Genomic DNA, 17170 nt, shown 5'->3' on the forward strand with positions numbered 1-17170 from the left:
TAACGGCAGGCACTGACAATCCCGGTCAGGCGGCTCCGTACGGCCACGGGGGCGCCCCGGCGGCCGTACGACGGGCGGACGAGCAGGTGCGGTGGACGGGCGGCAGGTCAGCCGAGGTTCGGGATCGTCCAGTCGATCGCCTCGTGGCCCTGCTGGGCGACGGCCTCGTTGATCTGCGTGAACGGCTGGGAGCCGAAGAACTTCTTGGCGGACAGCGGCGAGGGGTGCGCGCCCTTGACCACCGCGTGGCGCTCCTCGTCGATCAGCGGGAGCTTCTTCTGCGCGTAGTTGCCCCACAGCACGAAGACCGCCGGGTCGGGACGGTCGGCGACCGCGCGGATCACGGCGTCGGTGAACTTCTCCCAGCCCTTGCCCTTGTGCGAGTTGGCCTCACCGGAGCGGACCGTGAGGACCGCGTTGAGCAGCAGCACGCCCTGCTCGGCCCACGGCATCAGATAGCCGTTGTCCGGGATCGGGGTGCCCAGCTCGGCCTGCATCTCCTTGTAGATGTTGCGCAGGGACGGCGGGGTCTTCACACCGGGCCGCACGGAGAAGCACAGACCGTGACCCTGGCCCTCGCCGTGGTACGGGTCCTGGCCGAGGATCAGGACCTTCACGCTCTCGTACGGCGTGGCGTCGAGGGCGGCGAAGACCTGCTCGCGCGGAGGATGGACGGGACCCTTGGCACGCTCCTCCTCGACGAACTCGGTGAGTTCCTTGAAGTAGGGCTGCTGAAGCTCGTCCCCCAGGACCCCGCGCCAGGACTCGGGCAGCATGGCGATGTCGGTCACGTCAACTTCCTCCGGTGTGCGCTCACTTCACGGCCGCGGACAACGCGGCCATGGACGGCCGCGCGAGGCGCGGCCGTCGTCAGAGCACAGAACCTACAGGCGCCCACTGACAGCGGGGCCCGGCACCGGCAATTACCAGCTGGTCTTCCAGGACAGCTGCCACATGAGCATCATCGTCGCGGGGTCGATGACGTTCTCCAGACCGGCGATCTCCACGTTCGCGGCCGTGTACGCCTTGCCCTGCCACAGCGGGATCAGCCGCGCGTCGTCCACGAGGATCTGCTGGGCCTCCTCGAACTCCTCGGACACGGCCCCGCGGTCGCTCTCCGCACGCGACGCCGGCAGCAGCTCGTCGGTGATCTCGGGGGCGTCGTACGGGGTGCCGAGCGCGTTCTGCTTGCCCACGAAGGGGGCGATGAAGTTGTCGGCGTCGTTGAAGTCGGGGTTCCAGCCACGCCCGAAGACGGGGTACTCGCCCTTCCGGTAGCCCTCCGAGTAGGTCTTCCAGGGGCGGCTCTCCAGCGTGACCTTGAAGAGACCGGACGCCTCCAGCTGCCGCTTCAGCTCCTCGAAGGCCGGCTTGGTCTGGGAGCCGTAACGGTCCGTGGTGTACCAGAGCGTGAGAGGAACCGTTTCGGTGATGCCCGCCTCGGTGAGGATGGCTTTCGCCTTGGTCGCGCTGGGGTTGCCGAAGTCGTCGAAGAAGCCCGTCGTGTGGCCCACCAGACCCCTGGGGATCATGGAGTACAGCGGCTCGACGGTGTCCTTGTAGATGTTGTGGGCGAGCGCCGGGCGGTCGAGGACCTGGGCGACCGCCTTGCGAACCGCGGGGTTCTTGGTCCAGGTGTTCTTGGCGGGGTTGAACACCAGGTAGCTGATCTCGGTGGTGGGGCTCTCCACGATCTGGAGCCCCGCCTCGTCGTGGTTGGCCTGGATGTCCACGATGTCCGAGGCGCCGAGGCCCCGGTAGATGACCGAGATCTCCTTGTCCTTCAGGGCCTTGACCAGCTCGTCCGACTGCTGGAAGTACCGGATGGTCACCGCGGAGTTCTTGAGCTCCGCCAGGCCCTTGTAGTTCTCGTTGCGGACCAGCTCGGCCTTTTCGCCGTCTTCGTAGGAGGAGAGCGTGTAGGGACCCGAGCCGGCGATGTCCCCGTCCTCGCGGAGCTTGTCCGCGGGGTACTCCTCGGGGTCGACGATCGACATGGCGGGCGTGGTGAGCACCAGGGGGAAGGTCGCGTCGGGCTGGCTGAGGTGGAAGACGACCTCGCGGTCGCCCTTCGTCTGCACCCGGGAGAGGGTGCTCAGCAGGCCCGCGGGGCCACCGTTGACGTTGATCTTCTTGATCCGGTCGAACGAGTGCTTGACAGCTTTGGCGTCCAGCGCGTGCCCGTCGGAGAACTTCAGACCCTCGCGCAGCGTGCACGTGTACACGGTGCTGGAGGTGTCCGTGAACTCGCAGCTCTCGGCGGCGTCGGGTTCGGGTTCGGTCCCCCCGGGCGAGTAGCCCAGAAGGGGCTGGTAGACGTTACGCATCAGCTCCCAGGAGCTGTCCCAGGCCGCAGCCGGGTCCAGGGTGCTCGGCGCGCTGGTCGTCCCCACGATGATCGGGTCCGCGTCTTCGGAGGCATCCGAGGAGAACACACCACACCCGGTCACCATGGATATGGACGCGATCACCGCGAGTGGCGGCAAAAATCGGTTCCGGTTGAACACGTGCATGCTCCTCGAAATGCCGTACACAAGTGGCCGAACGATACCGCAGGCCCCCCGAGCCGTTCCCGCCCGGCTGGCACAGCTCTTGATCGGTCCGCTTGTGACGGTTTTGTCGAGTCCTCGTGAGGGGTGCGGGCGGGCGCCGGAGATGTTCGGTGATTTCGCGCACCGGCGCCCACCGCACTCTGTCAGCCGACCCCGGCGTTGAGGAAGATACCGCCGTCGACGACGAGCGTCTGGCCGGTGATCCAGTCGGACTGCTCGGAGGTGAGGAACGCGGCGGCGCCGCCGATGTCGGAGGGCACGCCGAGCCGGCCGAGCGGGTAGGACGCCGCCGCCTCCGCCTCCCGGCCCTCGTACAGGGCCTGGGCGAACTTGGTCTTCACCACGGCGGGCGCGATCGCGTTGGCCCGCACCTTCGGCGCGTACTCGTGCGCCAGCTGCAGGGTCAGGTTGATCATGGCGGCCTTGCTGATGCCGTACGCGCCGATGAAGGGCGAGGCGGAGACACCGGCGACGGAGGCGATGTTGACGATCGCGCCGCCGTTGTCCTTCTGCCAGGCGTGCCAGGTCTTCTGGGCGAAGCCGAGGGCCGAGACGACGTTGGTCTCGAACACCTTGCGGGCCACGTTCAGGTCGAGGTCGGCGATCGGGCCGAACACCGGATTCGTACCGGCGTTGTTGACCAGGAAGTCGACGCGGCCGAAGGCCTCCATCGTGCGCTCGACGGCGAGCGCCTGGTGGGCCTCGTCGTGGGCCTTGCCCGCGACGCCGATGACGCGGTCGGCGCCGAGCTGCTCGACGGCCTCCTTGAGGGCGTCCTCGTTGCGGCCCGTGATGCACACCCGGTCGCCGCGCGCGACGAGGGCCTCGGCGATGCCGTAGCCGATGCCGCGGCTGGCGCCCGTGATGAGGGCGACCTTGCCCGAAAGCTCGGGGAGTTCCACCGAAGTCATGTTCCTGATCCCTTAGTTGAGCGGTCCGCCGGCGACGTACAGCACCTGGCCGGAGACGAATCCGGCGTCCTCGCCCGTGAAGTAGGCGATGGCGCCGGCGATGTCCTCCGGCCGGCCCACGCGCTGCACGGGGATCTGGGTCGCGGCCGCTGCCTGGAACTCCTCGAAGCCCATGCCGACCCGGGCTGCGGTGGCGGCGGTCATGTCGGTGACGATGAAGCCGGGCGCGACGGCGTTGGCGGTGACGCCGAACTTGCCGAGCTCGATGGCGAGGGTCTTGGTGAAGCCCTGCAGACCGGCCTTGGCGGCGGAGTAGTTGGCCTGGCCGCGGTTGCCGAGCGCCGAGGACGAGGACAGGTTGACGATCCGGCCGAACTTGGCCTCGACCATGTACTTCTGGACGGCCTTGGCCATCATGAAGGCGCCGCGCAGGTGCACGTTCATGACCGTGTCCCAGTCGGACGCGCTCATCTTGAACAGCAGGTTGTCGCGGAGCACGCCCGCGTTGTTCACCAGGATGGTCGGGGCGCCCAGCTCCTCGGCGATCCGGGTGACGGCGGCTTCGACCTGGGCCTCGTCGGAGACGTCGCAGCCGACCGCGAGCGCCTTGCCGCCGGCGGCGGTGATCTTCTCCACGGTGTCCTTGCACGCGGCCTCGTCGAGGTCGATCACCGCGACGGCCCGCCCCTCGGCGGCCAGTCGTACGGCGGTCGCGGCGCCGATGCCGCGCGCGCCACCCGTGACCACGGCGACACGCTGCTCAGTGGTGGACATTGCTGGTTCTCCTCGCCCTTGGGATGCGGCTCCTGCGGCGCCCTCCATGGGGTGAGCGACCGCTTAGTACCTTCAGCACACGTGACGCTAGAAGTCCTGGCACCCGGTGTCAACGTTCCACCAGGTGTGATCCCTTACGTCGGCCTCTCACCGGGGTCCGCCGCGCACCAGTCCGTCATTTCACCAGCAGGTCGAGCAGCCGCTCGGCCTCCGCCGCCGGATCCGCCGTGAGCCCAGTGTGCACGGGTCCGGCCTGGACGACGGTGGAGCGCGGCGCGACGAGCCACCGGAAGCGCCGCCCGGCGTCGTCGCGGGCGGCCTGCCCGGCCGCCTCTCCCCCGGCGCACACGCCCTCCACGGCGCGCAGCGCGGCGCGTACGCCCACCACGTCCGCCCCGGGGTCCAGGGCGAGCAGCTTGGCCTCGTCGAGGTGCGTGCGGGCCGCCACGAGGGCCCGGGAGCGGCTGTACACGAGGACGCCCGCGTTGAAGCACTCGCCGCGCTCCATCCGGGGCACGATCCGCAGCAGCGCGTACTCGTAGACGTCCTGCCCGGTCGCCCCGGTCCCCAGGAATCGGTCGCTCACTTGATCCCCTCGATGCGTTCGTGAATGCCGGCGGCCCGTGCGAGCAGCGGCTCCGCGTACGCCCGCCGCAGCGCGTCCGGCGACGCGAAGCCCGGCTCGTCCGCCAGCCAGACGTCCGGGATCTCGGCGGTCACCTCGGCGAGCAGCTCCTCGGTGACCAGGGGCACGAGGTCGGCGGCGGCCGCGGCGACATCGGGGCCGAAGCGCGCGAGGGCGTGATCGGCGGCGTCGTACGGCTTGGCGGCGGAGGTGCGGGCGCCGGGCCAGTGGTGGTGCCAGATCATGGTGGCGCCGTGGTCGATGAGCCACAGCTCGCCGTGCCACATCAGCAGGTTCGGGTTGCGCCAGGAGCGGTCGACGTTGTTGACCAGCGCGTCGAACCAGACGATCCGCCCGGCCTCTTCGGGATCCACCTCGAAGGCGAGCGGGTCGAAGCCGATCGCGCGCGTCAGGAAGTCCATGCCGAGGTTGGTGCCGCCGCTGGACTTGATCAGCTGCTGCACCTGCTCGTCGGGTTCACCGAGGCCCAGCACGGGGTCGAGGTCGACGGTCACGAGGTTCGGGACACGCAGTCCGAGCCGCCGGGCCAGCTCGCCGCAGACGACCTCCGCGACCAGCGTCTTGCGGCCCTGACCCGCGCCGGTGAACTTCAGGACGTACATCCCTCGGTCGTCGGCCTCGACGAGTCCGGGCAACGAGCCGCCCTCGCGCAACGGCGCGATGTACCGGGTCGCGCTGACTTCCTTGAGCATCGCCTCAGGTTACCGGCGTGCCGGGAGCCCCCGGAGGCGACCCGTCCGGCGGCACCGCCGACCGACAGCTTCACGACAGCTCCACTTGACGCGGTTGTGATCTCGGGCAGGTCAAGATGTGGATCCTGTCTGAACGTTCAAGCACCGTGTCGCCGTATCCAGGGGCGAAAGTGCAAAGCCATCTCGGAAGGAACCGTCACCATGATCAGCGAAACGAACAAACCCGCTTCGATCCCGGGCCGGCGCACCGTCATGGCGGCGGCCGGTGTCGCGGGCCTCGCCGTCGCGCTGACCGCGTGCGGGTCGGAGGACGACGCGTCGAGTTCGTCCACGCCCGACTCCCAGGCCGGCGGCAGCGCGAGCAGCGAGGCGACCAGCGGCGGTGACAGCGCCGGCGGCGCCGAGATCGCCAAGACCTCGGACATCCCCGAGGGCGGCGGCAAGATCTTCGAGAGCGAGGGCGTCGTCGTCACCCAGCCCGAGGCGGGCACCTACAAGGCGTTCTCCTCCACGTGCACCCACCGGGGGTGCGCGGTGAAGTCGATCTCCGACGGCGTGATCAACTGCCCCTGTCACAACAGCAACTTCTCGATCGCCGACGGCAGCGTGCAGAGCGGCCCCGCGACCAAGGCCCTGCCCGCCAAGAAAGTCAGCGTCTCCGGTGAGTCGATCACGCTGGCCTGATCTCGGCCAGAAGCTCATATCCGCCGCTCGGGCCGTCTGAAACAGGCCAGCACCTCGTCCGTGGTCGCGACCGTGGCGACCAACGCGAGGGTGTGGCGGATCATCGCGGGGGTGTAGTCGGCAGGCACCCCCGCGATGGCGTCCCCGGGCACGACGACCGTGTAGCCGAGGTTCACCGCGTCGAACACCGCGTTCGGCACGGCCACGTTGGCCGAGACACCGGTGACGATCAGTGTGCGGCACCCCAGGTTGCGCAGCAACGCGTCCACATCGGTGCCCGCCAGCGGGGACAGCCCGTGCAGCCGCCGTACGATCAGGTCCTCCTCGGCGACCTCGATGGGCGGCGCGACGCGTACGGCCGTGCTCCCCGTCAACTGCCGTACGGGCAGCCGTTCGGCCGCGCGGAACAGGCGAGCGTTGTGGTTGGCGCCCCGCCCGTCGGGCCGCCGCTCGGCGATGGCGTGCAGGACCTGCACCCCGCTCTCGTGGGCCGCGGCGACCAGCCGGGCCACACGCGCGAGCGCCCCCGACTCCCGGGCCTGCCGGGCGAGTTCGGGCAGCGCGCCGTCCGGTCCGACGACACCGAGCTGGCACTCGACGGTGAGCAGGACGGTGGTGGCGGGATCGAGGAGCCCGCTCAGCTCCCGGTGCCTCTTCGACTCACTCCCGTACGACGGCATGGCATCCCCTGGTCGTCGGCGATCGGGCGGGCGAGCGTAACGCCCCTTGCGCATGGGCGGAAGACGACCCATGCTCTTCTGACGCCACGTCAGCGGAGGGGATTCCATGACCGTCACTCAGCGCCGGGGCCGGAGGATCATGATGGAGCCCGCCGAACTCGACGCCTTCCTGAGCGCTCAGCGGACCTGCCGGGTCGCGACGGTCTCCTCCGACGGGGCCCCGCACGTCAGCCCGCTCTGGTTCGTCTGGGACGGCACCTCGCTCTGGCTGTACTCGATCACCCGTAGCAGACGCTGGTCCACGCTGCGCCGCGATCCACGCGTCGCCGTCGTGGTCGACGCGGGCGAGGAGTACGGCGAACTGCGCGGCGTCGAACTGTCCGGCACCGTCGAATTCGTCGGCGAGGCACCGCGTACGGGCGAGCCGAACCCCGAACTCGCCGAGGTGGAGCGGTTGTTCGCCCGTAAGAACTTCGGGATCGACGAGATACCGCACGACGGCAGACACGCCTGGCTGCGACTGACACCGGACGCGGTCGCGTCCTGGGACTTCCGCAAGCTGGGGTCGCTGTGACCGGCGGGTCCATGACTGTCGGCCTCGTGCTCGGCGGATCCACGCACCCGGCATCGCAGTGACCGCCGGGGACTACGGTCGGCGTCGCCCCTCTGCTCAGCCCGGCGCCCCGCACGCGGCCCCGGCCACCCTGAGCGACTCCACCGCCGCCCTGATCGACGGCCTCCGGTCGGCGTCCGCACGCCACACCGCGTAGACACTGCGGTGGACCCGGTGCCGCACCGGCACCGTCCGCACACCGGCGGGCATCGGGTCGCGGCCGAGCCGGGGCGCGATGCAGACGCCCAACCCGGAGGCCACCAGCGCGAGTTGGGTGTGATGTTCGCCGGCCCGGTGGGCGATGTGGGGCTCGATGCCGTTGGCGCGCAGCGTATAGAGCAGCCATTCGTGGCAGAACTCGCCCTCGGGCCAGGCCACCCACGGCTCCTCGGCCAGCTCCCGCAGGTCGATCTCGTCCCGGCCGGCGAGCGGGTGGTCCTCGGGCAGCGCCACCTCCACCGGGTCGTCGAGGATCGCCGCCCGGGCGAGCCCCTCGGGCACGGGCAGCGGCTTGTTGTACCAGTCGAGGACGACGGCCAGGTCGACGTCGCCCCGGATCACCGCGTTGATCGCGAGTTCCGGTTCGAGCTCCCGCGAGCGCACGCGCAGCGCCGGGTGGTCGTCCCGCAGCGCGCGGAAGACGGCGGGAAACAGTCCCCGGACGGCGGTCGGGAAGGCGGCCAGCCGCAGCTCGCCGACGACCTGCCCCCGCTGTGCCTCCAGGTCCGACTGCGCCAGCTCGACCTGGGACAGGATCCGCGCGGCATGGTCGGCGAGCAGCCGCCCCGCGTCGGTGAGGCGTACGCCCCGCCCGTTCTTGGCGAGGAGCCGCTGCCCCACCTCCCGCTCCAGCTTGGCCATCTGCTGCGAGACGGCCGAGGTCGTCACATGCAGCCCGTCGGCCGCCCCGCTGACCGAACCGTGCCGGGCGAGGGCGTCGAGGGTGCGCAGGCGCTCCAGGTTCAACATATAAGTAATGCTACGAGATTCAGCTCACTAATTCTCGCTTGTGCTACGAGATCGTTCCGCGCCATGGTGGCGGACATGACCACCGCCACGACCGCCCGAGCCTCCGTCCGTGTCCCCGACCGCCCTCGCTCCACCGTCGACTGGCGGTTGCGCTTCGCCTTCCTCTCCCTCGTCTGGGGCTTCAGCTTCCTTCTGATCAAGGTGGGCACGGCGGCCTACGCCCCCTTCCAGGTCACCTTCGGGCGGCTGCTGTTCGGCGCGCTGGTCCTCGCGGCGGCGATGGCGGTGAAGCGGGAGCGGCTGCCGCGCGGCGCCCGCACCTGGGCGCACCTCACGGTGGCGGCCTTTCTCCTCAACGCGCTGCCGTTCTCGCTCTTCGCCTACGCGGAGCTGACAATCCCCTCGACGCTGGCGGGCATCTGCAACGCGACCTCACCCCTGTGGGGCATGGCCCTCTCCCTGGTCGCCCTCTCCGAGGACCGCCCGACCCGGGTGCGGGTCGCCGGTCTCGGTCTCGGCTTCCTCGGTGTGCTCACCGTGCTCGGAGCCTGGCAGGGCTTCAACGGCCTGGACGCCGGCGGCACCGCGATGGCCCTGCTGGCCTCCCTCAGCTACCCGATCGGCTGGATCTACGTCCGCCGCACCCTGGCCGGCACCACCGACTCGCACCTCTCCCTCACCGGCGCCCAACTCCTGCTGGCCACCGCCCAACTGGCCTTGGTCACCCCGCTGTTCACGACCCTGCCGAGCAGCTTCCCCGTCCTGCCGCTTCTCGCGGTCGTCGCCCTGGGCGCCCTCGGCACGGGTGTCGCCATGCTCGTCCAGTACGGCCTCGTCTCCGAGGTCGGCCCCACGACCGCCCAGATGGTCACCTACTTCATCCCGGTCATCGCCACGGCCGCCGGCGTCGCGCTCCTCGGCGAGTCCCTGGCCTGGTCGACCCCGGTCGGCGCGGCGATCGTCCTGGCGGGCGCGGCACTGACGCAGGCCAGGCCGCGTAAATGACCTCGCGTCCCTCCGCCGTAGGTGACCTCTGCCGTCACGCATAACCCCTGCTCGGCCTCGGCCCGATCGCCGAGACCACCGCGTCCGCCACCCTCCCGATCTCCTCCTCGGTGAGGGTGGAGACGGTGATCCGGATCCCCTGCGGGGCGCTCATCCGGAAGCGGGCGCCGGGGGCGACGGCCCAGCCGGCGTGCAGCAGCCGGGCGACCGCGCCGGTCTCGTCCGGCACCCGGATCCACACGTTCATCCCGCTGACCCCGTGCGCCTCGACCCCGCGCCGCGCGAGGGCGCCGATCAGCGCCTCCCGCCGCCGCCCGTACGCCGCCGCCACGGCCGAGGCGTCCACCGAGCCACCGGCCCACAGCCGTACGACGGCCCGCTGCACCAGCCGGCTCACCCAGCCCGGGCCCAGCCGCTGCCGTCCCCGCACCCGATCGACGGTGGCGGCATCCCCGGTGAGCACCGCGAGCCGCAGATCGGGGCCGTACGCCTTGGCGACCGAGCGCACGAAGGCCCAGCTGTGGGTGACGCCGGCCAGCGGATGGAGGGGTTGGTCGACGATCCGGTAGCCGTGATCGTCCTCGATGAGCAAGGTCTCCGGATGCCCCCTGAGCACGGATCGCAGGGCACGCGCGCGTGCGGCGCCGACGGCCGCGCCGGTCGGGTTCTGCGCCCGGTCGGTGATGATCAGGGCCCGCGCCCCGCCCTCCAGCGCCGTTCGTACGTCGTCCGTGAGCGGCCCGTCGTCGTCGACGCCGACCGGGACGATCCGCAGGCCGAGCGCCGGCACGAGGTCGAGCACGCTCCCCCACCCGGGGTCCTCGACAGCCACGGCGTCCCCGGGCTTGAGATGGGCGGCAAGGACCCGCTCGATGGCGTCGAGCGACCCGGAGGTCACGGTGACCGGCCCGTCCGGCACCCCGTCGGCGTCCAGGTCGGCCCGCGCGATCCGCACCAACTCGGGCTCCACGGGGCTCGATCCATACAGCACCGGCTCGCGGTCGCTCTGCTCGGCGGCCGCCGCGAACACCTCCGCGAGGCGCGGCAGCAGCGTCGTGTCGGGATTGCCGTCGGCGAGGTCACGCACCCCCTCCGGCACGTCCACCCGGATGTACTCGCGCCCCGTCGTGGCCGGCCGGGGCCGCACACGACTCCCCCGCCGTCCGGCGGTCTCGATGACCCCGCGCTCGCGCAGCGTGCGATAGGCGGCCGCGACGGTATTCGGATTCACCCCGAGCCGCTCGGCCAACTCCCGCATGGGCGGCAGCAGTTGACCGGGTTCCAGCTGTCCCGCCCCCACCGCCTGCTCGACACTCGCCGCGATCTCCGCTGCGCGCCGCCCCGTGATCATGTATTCTCCTAGCACAAAGAAGATTATGCACTAGTACAATGGAGGACGCAATGCCGGGGCCTCAGCAGCCGACGACACCGCAGCCCGACGCCTACACCGCCACCGACCGCACCGTCCCGACCCGGGCCGCGCAGAAGGCCTCGTACGACAAGGAGTTGGTGCATTCGATACTCGACGAGGGATACGTCTGCCACCTCGGCTTCGTCCGCGACGGCGCCCCGGTGGTACTGCCCACGCTGTACGGGCGGGTCGGCGAGACGCTCTACGTGCACGGCTCGACGGGCTCGCGCCCGCTGCGGATGACGGGCCAGGCCGACCCGGGGCTCCCCGTCTGCCTGACGGTCACGCACGTGGACGCACTGATCCTGGCCCGCTCCGGCTTCCACCACTCGATCAACTACCGCTCGGTGGTGGTGCACGGCACGGCGCATCAGGTCACCGACCCCGAGGAGCGGCGCATCGCGCTGGACGCCCTCGTGGACCACGTCGTCCCGGGCCGCTCGCGGGACTCCCGCCCCGCCAACCCCAAGGAGTTCGCCGCCACCGCCGTGATCCGCCTCGACCTGAACGAGGTCTCGGCCAAGACCCGCACCGGCGGCGTCAACGACGAGCCCGAGGACCTCACCCTCCGCCACTGGGCCGGCGTCGTCCCCCTCCGCAAGGGCTACGAGACCCCGATCCCGGACCCGGACCTGGCCCCCGGCACCGAACTCCCCGACTACCTGAGGGCGCTGCAGCGCTGACCCACCTCTGGGAGGCCACGCGCGACGACCGGCGGCCAGGGGGGAAGTCCAAGTACGCGCCCCCGCCCCGGAGGAGGTCCAGAACCGCGTTGCGGCCCGGACGGCGAATCAGCGCGCAGGCGGAGCCTGCCGCGGGCGCGCGGCAGCTGCTCGGTCTGCCCTAGGCTGAAAGCCCGAGGCGGCCCCCGCGACACGGCAGCGAGCCCACGCCGACTCAGCCGACGGGGCATATGGCCACCGGTCAAGTGAGGCCCCACCTCACGGGCGAGGCATCTGCCCGCCGCCCCGCTGGACGCGACTTTCAAGGGGTGCGGGAATCTGCGCGAGCAGCCCCACGCAACCCGCGGTCCGCAGACCGCAGATCCCCAACGGCGTCATCGACCAGGCCCCACCGACAGCTCGGGTTCAACCCTCTCCCCACCGGCCGCCACCGTCCGCGGCGCCCCCTTCGACGGCGTGGACCGCTGCGCGACAAACGCTCCGGCCAACACCACCGCCCCACCCACAATCTGCGGCGCCGACAGATGCTCCCCCAGCAACACCCACGCGAGCACGGTCGCGACAACCGCCTCAAGACACCCCACCACCCCCGCCACCTGCGGAGACAACCGCCGCACAGCCACCACGCCGGTCATGTACGCCACCACCGTGGCGATCAGCACCACCCACCCGAGCAGCAACCACGCGGCAACCGGCGTCCCACCCATCCGCACCGTCCCCCCGAGCACGGCCCAGTCCATCCCCCAGGGCCGGGCCACCACCGTGAGCACCACCGCACCCACGAGCAGCCCGTAGGCGATGACCCCGAGCGGATCCGGCGCCTCCGCCCCCGCGTCACTCCCCTGGTCGGACAGCACGAAGTACCCGGCCTGACAGCAGGCCGCCCCGAGCGCGAACAGCAGCCCCAGCGGATCGAAGCTCAGCCCCGACCAGATCTCGACGACACAGGCGAGGCCGCCGACCGCGAGGACGACCCCGACCGCCGCGGCCCGTGTCACCGGCCGCCGCTGCACGAACCGCACCCAGCCGAGAACGATCGCCGGCCCGAGGTACTCCACGAGGAGGGCGACGCCGACAGGGATGCGGGAGATCGAGGCGAAGTAGAAGGCCTGCACACCGGCCACGGCCAACAGCCCGAAGCCGACGAGCAGCGCGGGCCGCCGGCGCACCAGGTCCCGGTGGCGCACGGCCAACGGCAGCATCACCAGCGCGGCGCCCACGATCCGCAGCCACACCACGTGCAGCGGGTCGAGCCCCGCCTCGATGAGCGGCTTGGCCGCGGTACCCGATCCACCGAAGGCGACCGCGGACCCGAGCGCGAGCACCAGCCCGACACTCCGCCCGCGTTGCCCCTGACTCCCCTGAGACGTAAACACCGGCACATGATGACAGCCAACGACAGGAGCGTCACCTTCGATGACACCTGTCTCACCGACTGGACCGCAGGTGGGCGCGGATCAGCGGCCCCCGTCCCCATCCACCACGTACCCCTCGCCCGTCCTCGCGATCCGCCGCGCCACGACTCCCGCCTCGACACCCACGTTGCCCAGCACCTCCACGGCCCGCGACCCGGCAGCCCCGACCAGCACCGCGAGCAGGTCGATGCCGTGGGCCAGCCACTCGCCCCGCCGCACGGCGCGGTCGTACGCCTGGGTCATCGCCCGGGCCGCCACCGGCGACCACCCGGGCGTGCCCGGCACGCCCGGTACGGCACCGGCGTCCTCGATCCCGATCTGCCAGCGCAGCCCGTAGCCGATGCTCCGCTGCACCAGATAGCCGAGCAGCCGGGCGACCTGCGGGCCGTCGAAGACGGCGCGGACCTCGGGGTCGGACTCCAGGAGCGTGTGCAGCAGATGGGCCGTGTCGATCTGCCGGTCCCCGTCGCGGAGCGCCCGTCTGCGCGCACCGGCGACCACCGAGGCCAGCTCATCGGTGAGCCTGCCCTCGATCTCCACATGGTTCGGACCATGGTCTACGGCTGACTGCCGGGGAATACGGGGTCGCACGTCCTCCACCTCATCAGTCCCACCGGCCCGGGTCATCCACGAAAGGAAGCATCTTCGCGTCCGACGCAGGTTGCGTAAGGACGACCCTCGTCTCCTCCCTGCGGATGAGATCCAGCCGTCCCGCCCCAGGCCGTACGTGTACCGGGTGTACGCCCCCGACCTCTTCGACGCGGCACTGATCCGGCAGGTGAACCAGGCGCTCGGCCGACACCCATTTCTGACAGTTCATCAGTATTGAATGTTCCGGGCCCCGGGGCTACGTTCCGCGACACCACCGTCCGAGACGAAGGGGTTGTCGCATGGCCGATGTCAGCGCCGAGGCACGCATCGAGGCACCCGCCGAGCAGGTCTGGGCCCGGCTCGTCGACTGGTCCGCGTACGGCGAGTGGAACACCACCCACACCGGCTTCCCGAAGGGCGGCCCGGAGACCCTCGAAGTGGGCGGCACCTTCCAGGAGAACCTGAAGCTCATGGGCTTCCCGGCGGAGGTCGAGTGGACCATCGCCGAACTGGAGCCCGCCCGCACTCTGGCCATTCAGGGCAAGGGCCCGATGGCCGTGGACCTCGCCACCCGCTACACCCTCACCCCCGACGGCGACGCCACCACGGTCCGCATCGACGGCCGGTTCACCGGCGCGGCCGTCTCCCTGATGGCGGGCAGGCTCAAGGACTCCGCCACGGCGGCGCTGGGCGAGTCGCTGCGCAAGCTGGGCGGCCTGGTGACGTAACCCCGCGCCCCTACCGCACCACGCACACGACCGGCATACATGAGAGCGCCCCGCGGAAACCTCCGCGGGGCGCTCTCACATGTGACCCACCATTGACCGTCAGTCCTCGTCGGCGAGGATCAGATACAGCTTCTTGCGGGCCTCGTTGATCACCGCCAGCGCCTTGTCGCGCTGGTCCTTGTCGCCGGTCTTCCAGACCTGGCCGAACGCCTCCATCAGACCGAAGCCGGCCTGCCGGATCTCGCTCAGCGCCTCCCAGTCGACCCCGCGCGAGGCCTCCTCCCAGGGGGCCTCGGGTCCGTCTTCGGCCGCGGTGCGGCCTGCCTCGGTGAGCGCGAACAGCTTCTTGCCGCCCTCGGTCTCACTGGCGATCAGCCCCTCGTCCTCCAGCAGCTGGAGGGTGGGGTACACCGAGCCGGGGCTGGGCTTCCACGCCCCGCCGCTGCGCTCGGCGATCTCCTGGATCATCTCGTAGCCGTGCATGGGCCTGTCCTTGAGGAGAGCCAGGATCGACGCGCGTACGTCACCACGCCGCGCCCTCCCCCTGGGTCCGCCGCGCCCACCCCAGGGGCCCCCACCGAAGGGTCCGAACGGCCCGGGACCACCATGGCCCGGCCCGAAGGACCCGAAGGCGGCGCGCAGCGCCTCGCCGTCACCTCGGCCGCGGGGGTGCTCCCCACCACGGCGTCCATGTCCACGCTCGAATCCGAAGTCCTGTCCACGGGAACGCATCGCAATCACTCCATTCCATCGTTGATCTGTCGCGATGCCTCAACGATATATCGGAACCTGTCGCCTGACAACCCTCTGAAAGGAGAGCGGTCGGACGGCTGGCGTCCGCCACCGCGATCGACCACGTCATCAACGCACCGCCAACAAGCCGGCGCAGCCGGGGCGGGGGGCCAGAGATCCCCCCGGCACAGTCGCCGTCGTCATGCCCTCTAAGGTGCGGGAATGATCTCCAACAGCTACCTCTCCGAACTGTTCTCGCTGGAGGGGCGAGTCGCCGTGGTGACCGGCGGCAGCTCCGGCATCGGCAAGGCCGTCACCGGGGCTCTCGCACGGGCGGGGGCGAGCGTGGTGATCGTCGCGCGCAAGGAGGCGGAGCTGACGGCCACCGTCGACGAACTGGCGGCGGACGGCTGCCGGGCAGCCTGGGTGAGCGGCGACCTGAGCACCCGAGTCGGCGTACGCGCGGCGGCGGAGCAGGCGGCCCAGGCGTTCGGCGAGCCCGACATCCTCGTCAACAGCGCCGGGATCAACCTGCGTCCGCCGATGAACGAACTGGGCGAGGACGTGTGGGACGCCACGATGGCCGTGAACCTGGAGGCGCCCTTCCTGCTGGGCCAGCGCTTCGGGCCCGGCATGGCCGAGCGGGGCTTCGGACGGATCATCCACATCACGTCCCAGCAGGCACACCGGGCGTTCGTCCGCAGCGGCGCGTACGGGGTCTCCAAGGGGGCGCTGGAGTCACTGGCCCGCTCACAGGCCGAGGAGTGGTCACCGCACGGCGTCACCTGCAACACCCTGGTCCCGGGCTTCGTCCCGACCCCGCTCAACACACGGTTGTCGTCCGACCCGGAGAAGGTGGCCGCGCTCGCCGCCCGCACCCTGGCCGGACGCAACGGCCTGGCCGACGACTTCGCCGGAGCCGCAGTGTTCCTGGCCGGCCGCTCCTCCGGCTACATCACCGGTCAGGCGATCTTCGTCGACGGCGGCTTCTCCGTCCACTAGCCCGACCCCGCCCGAGAACCACACCGTCCGAAGCCCTCACCGCCGGAAACCCGACGCGGTACGAGACCCGACGCGGTACGAGACCCGACGCGGTACGAGACCCGACACCGCACGGGACCCGACACCGCACGAAAGCGGCATGCGGACGCCCAACCCCGTCGAGCCGGACGCGCCTGGCCCCCGAAACCCGGTCCACCACCCCAAAATTGGCCTTGGCCTGCGGCTTCGCCGACCCCCTAGCGTCGTGACCATGCGCATCCGTATCGTCGACGCCTTCACCGACCGCCCCTTCTCCGGCAACCCGGCCGGAGTCCTCCTCCTCGAGGCCTTCCCGGACGACGCCTGGCTGCAGAACGTGGCCCAGGAGGTCAACCACGCCGAGACCGCGTTCGCCCATCCCCTCCCCGAGGGCGGCGAGGCCGACTGGGCACTGCGCTGGTTCACGCCGGTCGCCGAGGTCGCGATGTGCGGCCACGCCACGCTGGCCACCGCACACGTGCTGACCAGCACCGGCGACCACGAGGGCGCGGTGCGGTTCGCCACGCGCAGCGGTGCCCTCATCGCCACGCCCCGGCCGGACGGCTCCCTCACCCTCGACTTCCCGACCGCGCCCCTCACCCCGGTCCCGGTCCCGGACGGCGTCGCCGAGGCCCTGGGCGCCGAGCCGCTCAGCGCCTTCGACACCGGCCCCCACGTGGGTGACCTGCTGGTCGAGCTCGCCGACGAGAAGACGGTCCTGGGCCTCGCCCCGGACCTGCGGGCCCTCGGCCGCTACTCCGAGCGCGGCCTCATCGCCACCGCCCGCGCCGCGGACCCCGCCGCCGGCCACGACTACGTCTCGCGCTGCTTCTACCCGAACGTCGGCATCGACGAAGACCCGGTCACAGGCAGCGCCCACACCGCCCTCGCCCCCTTCTGGTCCGAACGCCTGGGCAGCCCGGACCTCACCGGCCTCCAGGCCTCCCGGCGCTCGGGCCTCGTCCGCACCGAACTCCGTGGCGACCGCACCCTGCTCACCGGCCGGGCGGTCACGGTCATCGACGGAGAACTCCTCGCCTGACCGTATGGCAGGGGACGTACGG

19 protein-coding genes are annotated in these 17170 nt (G+C 71.0%); 7 read left to right on the plus strand and 12 right to left on the minus strand.

Features of this window, described 5'->3' with window-relative positions; translation table 11 throughout:
- Positions 1–107: 107 nt before the first annotated feature.
- The 6 genes from JIX55_RS09625 to JIX55_RS09650 form a co-directional block, all read right to left on the minus strand.
- On the minus strand, positions 108–791 hold the full coding sequence (locus JIX55_RS09625) for a uracil-DNA glycosylase (protein ID WP_257562886.1): 684 nt from the start codon (positions 789–791) through the stop codon (positions 108–110).
- A 132-nt stretch (positions 792–923) separates the two neighbouring features.
- A complete protein-coding gene (locus tag JIX55_RS09630) occupies positions 924–2507 on the minus strand; it encodes an ABC transporter substrate-binding protein (protein WP_257562887.1) in 1584 nt (527 codons plus the stop codon).
- A gap of 188 nt (positions 2508–2695) precedes the next feature.
- Positions 2696–3463, minus strand: a complete 768-nt coding sequence (locus JIX55_RS09635; protein WP_257562888.1) for an SDR family oxidoreductase — start codon at positions 3461–3463, stop codon at positions 2696–2698.
- A 12-nt stretch (positions 3464–3475) separates the two neighbouring features.
- On the minus strand, positions 3476–4237 hold the full coding sequence (gene fabG, locus JIX55_RS09640; RefSeq protein WP_257562889.1) for a 3-oxoacyl-ACP reductase FabG: 762 nt from the start codon (positions 4235–4237) through the stop codon (positions 3476–3478).
- A gap of 175 nt (positions 4238–4412) precedes the next feature.
- Entirely contained in the window at positions 4413–4823 is a 411-nt protein-coding gene (locus JIX55_RS09645; protein WP_257562890.1) for a DUF3037 domain-containing protein, read from the minus strand.
- Entirely contained in the window at positions 4820–5575 is a 756-nt protein-coding gene (locus JIX55_RS09650) for a HipA family kinase (protein ID WP_257562891.1), read from the minus strand. Before JIX55_RS09650 ends, JIX55_RS09645 begins: the two co-directional genes overlap by 4 nt.
- A 201-nt stretch (positions 5576–5776) precedes the next feature.
- Here JIX55_RS09650 and JIX55_RS09655 point away from each other — a divergent pair, with 201 nt between their 5' ends.
- Entirely contained in the window at positions 5777–6259 is a 483-nt protein-coding gene (locus JIX55_RS09655) for a Rieske (2Fe-2S) protein (protein WP_257562892.1), read from the plus strand.
- 14 nt (positions 6260–6273) lie between these two features.
- Here JIX55_RS09655 and JIX55_RS09660 read toward each other — a convergent pair whose 3' ends face one another.
- Positions 6274–6939, minus strand: coding sequence for a cysteine hydrolase (locus JIX55_RS09660; RefSeq protein WP_257562893.1), 666 nt, complete (start codon positions 6937–6939; stop codon positions 6274–6276).
- A gap of 106 nt (positions 6940–7045) precedes the next feature.
- On the opposite strand from JIX55_RS09660, the gene JIX55_RS09665 reads away from it, so the two are divergent.
- Positions 7046–7513: a pyridoxamine 5'-phosphate oxidase family protein gene (locus JIX55_RS09665; protein ID WP_257562894.1), complete on the plus strand. Its 468-nt coding sequence runs from the start codon at positions 7046–7048 to the stop codon at positions 7511–7513.
- 96 nt (positions 7514–7609) lie between these two features.
- On the opposite strand, the gene JIX55_RS09670 is transcribed toward JIX55_RS09665, so the two are convergent.
- Positions 7610–8521, minus strand: a complete 912-nt coding sequence (locus tag JIX55_RS09670; protein ID WP_257562895.1) for a LysR family transcriptional regulator — start codon at positions 8519–8521, stop codon at positions 7610–7612.
- A gap of 75 nt (positions 8522–8596) precedes the next feature.
- On the opposite strand from JIX55_RS09670, the gene JIX55_RS09675 reads away from it, so the two are divergent.
- The gene (locus tag JIX55_RS09675; RefSeq protein WP_257562896.1) at positions 8597–9526 is read left to right on the plus strand and encodes a DMT family transporter; all 930 of its coding nucleotides are present in this window, start codon (positions 8597–8599) and stop codon (positions 9524–9526) included.
- A 34-nt stretch (positions 9527–9560) separates the two neighbouring features.
- Here JIX55_RS09675 and JIX55_RS09680 read toward each other — a convergent pair whose 3' ends face one another.
- Positions 9561–10892 carry an aminotransferase class I/II-fold pyridoxal phosphate-dependent enzyme gene (locus tag JIX55_RS09680; protein ID WP_257562897.1) on the minus strand — a complete coding sequence of 444 codons (1332 nt, stop codon included), beginning with the start codon at positions 10890–10892 and terminating at the stop codon, positions 9561–9563.
- A 35-nt stretch (positions 10893–10927) separates the two neighbouring features.
- Between JIX55_RS09680 and JIX55_RS09685 the strand changes: the two genes are divergently transcribed.
- Positions 10928–11620: a pyridoxamine 5'-phosphate oxidase family protein gene (locus JIX55_RS09685; protein WP_257562898.1), complete on the plus strand. Its 693-nt coding sequence runs from the start codon at positions 10928–10930 to the stop codon at positions 11618–11620.
- Between the two features lie 374 nt (positions 11621–11994).
- Here JIX55_RS09685 and JIX55_RS09690 read toward each other — a convergent pair whose 3' ends face one another.
- Both JIX55_RS09690 and JIX55_RS09695 read right to left on the minus strand, forming a co-directional pair.
- Positions 11995–13002, minus strand: a complete 1008-nt coding sequence (locus JIX55_RS09690) for an EamA family transporter (RefSeq protein ID WP_257562899.1) — start codon at positions 13000–13002, stop codon at positions 11995–11997.
- A 75-nt stretch (positions 13003–13077) separates the two neighbouring features.
- Positions 13078–13662 carry a peptidase gene (locus JIX55_RS09695; RefSeq protein WP_443046398.1) on the minus strand — a complete coding sequence of 195 codons (585 nt, stop codon included), beginning with the start codon at positions 13660–13662 and terminating at the stop codon, positions 13078–13080.
- A gap of 263 nt (positions 13663–13925) precedes the next feature.
- Here JIX55_RS09695 and JIX55_RS09700 point away from each other — a divergent pair, with 263 nt between their 5' ends.
- On the plus strand, positions 13926–14354 hold the full coding sequence (locus tag JIX55_RS09700; RefSeq protein WP_257562901.1) for a type II toxin-antitoxin system Rv0910 family toxin: 429 nt from the start codon (positions 13926–13928) through the stop codon (positions 14352–14354).
- Between the two features lie 99 nt (positions 14355–14453).
- Here the strand turns inward: JIX55_RS09700 and JIX55_RS09705 are convergent, their stop codons facing one another.
- Positions 14454–15086, minus strand: coding sequence for a PadR family transcriptional regulator (locus JIX55_RS09705; RefSeq protein WP_257562902.1), 633 nt, complete (start codon positions 15084–15086; stop codon positions 14454–14456).
- A gap of 222 nt (positions 15087–15308) precedes the next feature.
- Between JIX55_RS09705 and JIX55_RS09710 the strand changes: the two genes are divergently transcribed.
- Both JIX55_RS09710 and JIX55_RS09715 read left to right on the plus strand, forming a co-directional pair.
- Complete coding sequence (locus JIX55_RS09710) at positions 15309–16088, plus strand: SDR family NAD(P)-dependent oxidoreductase (protein ID WP_257562903.1); 780 nt, start codon at positions 15309–15311, stop codon at positions 16086–16088.
- Between the two features lie 250 nt (positions 16089–16338).
- Complete coding sequence (locus JIX55_RS09715) at positions 16339–17148, plus strand: PhzF family phenazine biosynthesis protein (RefSeq protein ID WP_257562904.1); 810 nt, start codon at positions 16339–16341, stop codon at positions 17146–17148.
- Positions 17149–17170 lie beyond the last annotated feature (22 nt).

Origin of the sequence: Streptomyces sp. DSM 40750, from assembly GCF_024612035.1 — a bacterium.
Taxonomy (GTDB): domain Bacteria; phylum Actinomycetota; class Actinomycetes; order Streptomycetales; family Streptomycetaceae; genus Streptomyces.

What these genes read in the sequence shown, in the direction of transcription:
- JIX55_RS09635 (WP_257562888.1), bottom strand. Translation starts at nt 3,463, where the DNA reads ATGACTTCGGTGGAACTCCCCGAGCTTTCGGGCAAGGTCGCCCTCATC.
- fabG (WP_257562889.1), bottom strand. Translation starts at nt 4,237, where the DNA reads ATGTCCACCACTGAGCAGCGTGTCGCCGTGGTCACGGGTGGCGCGCGC.
- JIX55_RS09650 (WP_257562891.1), bottom strand. Translation starts at nt 5,575, where the DNA reads ATGCTCAAGGAAGTCAGCGCGACCCGGTACATCGCGCCGTTGCGCGAG.
- JIX55_RS09655 (WP_257562892.1), top strand. Translation starts at nt 5,777, where the DNA reads ATGATCAGCGAAACGAACAAACCCGCTTCGATCCCGGGCCGGCGCACC.
- JIX55_RS09660 (WP_257562893.1), bottom strand. Translation starts at nt 6,939, where the DNA reads ATGCCGTCGTACGGGAGTGAGTCGAAGAGGCACCGGGAGCTGAGCGGG.
- JIX55_RS09665 (WP_257562894.1), top strand. Translation starts at nt 7,046, where the DNA reads ATGACCGTCACTCAGCGCCGGGGCCGGAGGATCATGATGGAGCCCGCC.
- JIX55_RS09670 (WP_257562895.1), bottom strand. Translation starts at nt 8,521, where the DNA reads ATGTTGAACCTGGAGCGCCTGCGCACCCTCGACGCCCTCGCCCGGCAC.
- JIX55_RS09675 (WP_257562896.1), top strand. Translation starts at nt 8,597, where the DNA reads ATGACCACCGCCACGACCGCCCGAGCCTCCGTCCGTGTCCCCGACCGC.
- JIX55_RS09685 (WP_257562898.1), top strand. Translation starts at nt 10,928, where the DNA reads ATGCCGGGGCCTCAGCAGCCGACGACACCGCAGCCCGACGCCTACACC.
- JIX55_RS09695 (WP_443046398.1), bottom strand. Translation starts at nt 13,662, where the DNA reads ATGACCCGGGCCGGTGGGACTGATGAGGTGGAGGACGTGCGACCCCGT.
- JIX55_RS09700 (WP_257562901.1), top strand. Translation starts at nt 13,926, where the DNA reads ATGGCCGATGTCAGCGCCGAGGCACGCATCGAGGCACCCGCCGAGCAG.
- JIX55_RS09705 (WP_257562902.1), bottom strand. Translation starts at nt 15,086, where the DNA reads ATGCGTTCCCGTGGACAGGACTTCGGATTCGAGCGTGGACATGGACGC.
- JIX55_RS09710 (WP_257562903.1), top strand. Translation starts at nt 15,309, where the DNA reads ATGATCTCCAACAGCTACCTCTCCGAACTGTTCTCGCTGGAGGGGCGA.
- JIX55_RS09715 (WP_257562904.1), top strand. Translation starts at nt 16,339, where the DNA reads ATGCGCATCCGTATCGTCGACGCCTTCACCGACCGCCCCTTCTCCGGC.